This window comes from uncultured Amaricoccus sp. (assembly GCF_937858865.1).
Taxonomy (GTDB): Bacteria; Pseudomonadota; Alphaproteobacteria; order Rhodobacterales; family Rhodobacteraceae; genus Amaricoccus.
On the sequence record NZ_CALLYO010000458.1, the window covers coordinates 1 to 4,079 of the forward strand.

At 71.9% G+C, this 4,079-nt stretch carries 3 protein-coding genes; 2 read left to right on the plus strand and 1 reads right to left on the minus strand.

Annotated features, from left to right (window positions below):
* On the plus strand, positions 1–354 hold a 354-nt coding region (locus Q0112_RS13465; RefSeq protein ID WP_297976097.1), incomplete at its 5' end, for a DALR anticodon-binding domain-containing protein.
* A 111-nt stretch (positions 355–465) separates the two neighbouring features.
* Here the strand turns inward: Q0112_RS13465 and Q0112_RS13470 are convergent.
* Complete coding sequence (locus tag Q0112_RS13470) at positions 466–1,551, minus strand: tellurite resistance/C4-dicarboxylate transporter family protein (RefSeq protein ID WP_297976099.1); 1,086 nt, start codon at positions 1,549–1,551, stop codon at positions 466–468.
* A 225-nt stretch (positions 1,552–1,776) separates the two neighbouring features.
* Between Q0112_RS13470 and Q0112_RS13475 the strand changes: the two genes are divergently transcribed.
* A partial coding sequence (locus tag Q0112_RS13475; RefSeq protein WP_297976101.1) for a putative PEP-binding protein occupies positions 1,777–4,079 on the plus strand: 2,303 nt, incomplete at its 3' end.

A 4,079-nucleotide genomic window follows, 5' to 3' on the forward strand; every position in this document is an offset into this window, starting at 1 on the left:
ACCGGCTACAAGCGCGCGACCAACATCCTCGAGCAGGAGGAGAAGAAGGACGGGCCAACTGTGAGGTACGAAGGCGACCCCGACCTCCGCTTCGCCGAGACGGCGGAGGAGAAGGCCCTCTTCGCCGCCCTCGACGAGACGGAGGCGTCCCTCGCTCCCGCCCTCGCCGCCGAGGACTTCGCCGCCGCCATGACCGCGCTCGCCCGCCTGCGCGCCCCGATCGACGCCTTCTTCGACACCACCATCGTCAACGCCGAGAGCGCGGCGGTCCGCCGCAACCGCCTCTGCCTGCTCAACCGCATCCGGCAGGTAATGAACCGCGTCGCCGTCTTCTCCGCCGTCGAGGGCGGCTGAAAGTCCGTTAACGAAGGTTTCGATCCGGTTAGCGGAATCCGGATATTTAAGTAAAAACAATCACATGCCAAAGTGGGCACGCGTGCCCACCCCGTGCCCACCCCGCGCCCGTCAGGTGGCAAGCGGCGGCCGGAAGTCGCGAAAACTCCGCCACGCCGCGAAGGCCATGCCGGCGAAGGTCAGCCCCCAGACTGCGACCGAGACCCAGACCATGCCATGCGAGATGTTGCGGAGCGGCGCGAAGTCGGCGGCGAGCGACAGCTTGCGGCTCGCGAGCGAGTACATGCCCAAGGGGAAGACCAGGCTCCAGAGCATCGGCGAATAGCTGATCGGCACCCGGCAGACCCCGTGCTTCCACACCCCGAAGAGCAGCAGCAGCGGGATCCACCAGGTCGCCCAGGCCCACATCATCAGCGTCACCCCGTCCATGAACGGCCGCATCGTCTGCAGGAAGTCCATGCCGCTGTCGATCAGGATCAGCGTCGAGCCGGCGTTGGTGGTGATCGCCGCCGCCCCCATCACCACCCAGAGCAGCGGCGTGATGTCGTCCGGTCCGACGTCGAAGAAGAAGATGCGATAGGAGAAGAGCGTGACGAAGATCGCATAGAGCCCGAGCCCCACCCCCCAGAGCATGTGGATGAGCACGAAGACCGACGGCGCCAGCCCGCCGGTCGCCGGCGCCACCTGCGCCCCGAGCACCACCAGCGACTCGGTCCCGACGATGGCGATCAGCCAGCCGCCGTGCACCACGTTGGCGCCATGCGCGGTGTTAAGGAAGGTCAGCACCCCGAAGCTGAAGTAGATCAGCAGCAGCCAGGCCACGAGCGCGAAGAGCCAGAGCCCGAAGGCCAGGCCCGCCAGCCCGCGCAGGTGCAGCCCGACCCCGAGCACGTCGCTGGCCGCGACGATGGTGAAGAACCCGAAGACCACCCGCGGATTGGTCAGGTCCGCCCAGAGCGCCCGCGGAAAGCGCAGCGCCCGCGCCAGCGTCAGCGCCGCCAGCCAGGGATAGGCGACGATGTTGACGGCGAGCATCAGGTCCGAGAGCGCCCGCGCCTCGGCGAAGAGCGCGTTCGAGATGATCCCGGTCGCCATGACCAGCGCGAAGTAGCCCGGATAGAGCCGCGCCACCCGGTCGTCCAACCAGGCCGCGAGCCGCGGCCGCTCGGCGGGCGGGGCAAAGGGGGGCGTCTGCATCGTCTGGACCTCTCCCCGCGCACCATAGCCGGATTCGCCGGCGAGTGAACCGCGGCCCGCGCCCGGGGCGCGAAAAAACCCAGCCCGTTTCCAGCCCGATTCCAGCCGCTTTCTGGCTGCGAAAAATCCCGCCGGTCCAGCGGCTTGCGCCCGACTTTCCCGCTCGTCGCAGAAATGTGACGATTTCGTTTCCCAACGTCGCGATCCGCGTTATGCTGCACTGCAATGAAACCGCAGGAGATCCTTCGCGCGCCACGCGGCTCCGTCATCGGCCTCGATGCCGGCGATGCCGTGCGTGTCAACGTCTACGGCCGGCGCGCCGCCGATCTCGCGCGGCTGACGGCGCTCGGCCTGCCGGTCCCGCCCGGCATCGCGTTGTCCTTCGGCTGCGTCGCCGACCTCGCGGCAGGGGGGCCGATGCCCGAGCTGCCGGCGACGCTCCCCCCCGGCACCCTGCTCGCGCTGCGCTCCAGCCCGGAGGAACGGTCCTGGGGCGGCGCCAGCGCCATGCTCAACATCGGCCTCACCGACGCCGGCGTCGCCAGCCTCGCCGGCCGGATCGGCGAGGCCGCCGCCTACGGCCTCTACCACCGCTTCATCGCGATCTTTTCCCATGCGGTTCACGGGCTTGACCCGGAGGACTTCGACTCCGCCCTCCGCGCTCACCCCGACGATCCGCCGGCGCAGGCGGCCGCCATGCTCGCGTTCTTCGAGGAGGAGACCGGCGAGCCCTGGCCCGCCGACCCCGGCGCGCAGCTCGAGGCCGCCGCCCGCGCCATGGCGCGGGCCTGGGCCAGCCCCTCGGCGCGCATCCTGCGCCAGGCCAGGGGCGCGCCGGCCGATGCCGGCCTCGGCCTCGTCATCCAGCGCCTGGCGCTCGGGCTCGGTCCCGGCATCTGCGGCTCGGGCCACTTCCAGGCGGTCAACGGCCGCACCGGCGCTCCCGAACGCGGCGGCCGCTTCCGCCCGCAGACGCTGGGCCCCGCCCGCCTCGGGGCTGACTCCGCCCACCAGCTCGCCGAGGCGGGCCCCGCCGTCCTCGCCGCGCTCGAGTCCGCCGCGGCGCAGGCCGCGCAGGCGCTCGGCGACGCCCATCTCATCGAGTTCGCCGTCGAGAGCGGCGGCGTCGCCATCCTCGACGCCCTCCCCGTGCGCCGCACCGGCCGCGCCGCCGTGCGCATCGCCGTCGACCTCGTCCATTCCGGCGCCATCACCCGCGAGGAGGCGCTGCTCCGCATCGAGCCGCGCAGCCTCGTCGAGCACCTCCACCCGCAGCTCGACCCGTCCGCCCACCGCGACGTCTTCGCCTCCGGCCTCGCCGCGAGCCCCGGCGCCGCCGCCGGCCGCATCGTCTTCACCGCCGAGGCGGCGCAGGCCGCGCACGCCCGCGGCGAGGCAGCGATCCTCGTGCGCACCGAGACGAGCCCCGAGGACATCCGCGGCATGCATGCCGCGAGCGGCGTGCTCACGCTGCGCGGCGGCATGTCGAGCCACGCCGCGGTGATCGCCCGCGGGCTCGGGCTCCCCTGCGTCGTGGGCGCGAGCGACCTGCGCATCGATCCGGCCCACGAGGCCATGTCCACCACCGACGGAAGGGTGTTCCGCGAGGGCGCGCTCGTCACCCTCGACGGCACCCGCGGCGAGATCCTCGCCGGCGCCGCGGCGATGATCCCGCCCGAGCTCGGCGGCGCCTTCTCCGAGCTGCTCGACTGGGCCGACGCGGCCCGCGACCTCGGGGTGCGCGGCAACGCCGACACGCCCGCCGAGGCGCGCATGGCGCGCGAATTCCGCGCCGACGGGATCGGCCTCTGCCGCAGCGAGCACATGTTCTTCCCGGCCGAGCGGATCACCGTGATGCGCGAGATGATCCTCGCCGACACCGATGCCGAGCGCCGCGCCGCCCTCGACGGGCTCCTCCCCATGCAGCGCGCCGACTTCATCGAGATCTTCGAGATCATGCGCGGCCTGCCGGTGACGATCCGCCTGCTCGACCCGCCGCTGCACGAGTTCCTGCCGCAGGATCCGGACGAGCTCGGCGACCTCGCCGCGGCGATGGGCCTCTCCCTCGCCCAGGTGACGGCGCGGGCGCGCGAGCTGGCGGAGATGAACCCCATGCTCGGCATGCGCGGCGTCCGCCTCGGCGTCATCATGCCCGAGATCTACGACATGCAGGCGCGGGCGATCTTCGAGGCCGCCATCGCCGTCAACCGCGACGCCCGCGCGCCGGTCGTGCCCGAGGTGATGATCCCGCTCGTTTCCGCCCACCGCGAGGTGGAACTCGTCAAGGCGCGGGTCGACGCCATCGCCACCGCCGTCCAGGAGGAGCAGCAGGCGAGCCTCACCTACAAGCTCGGCGTCATGGTCGAGACGCCGCGCGCCGCGCTGCGCTCGGGCGACCTCGCCGCCTCGTCCGCCTTCCTGAGCTTCGGCACCAACGATCTCACCCAGATGACCTACGGCCTCAGCCGCGACGACGCCGGCCGCTTCATGCGCGACTATGTCAACCGCGGCGTCTTCCGCGAGGATCC

Coding starts and splice junctions, on each gene's coding strand:
- Q0112_RS13470 (WP_297976099.1), bottom strand. CDS start 1,551: ATGCAGACGCCCCCCTTTGCCCCGCCCGCCGAGCGGCCGCGGCTCGCG.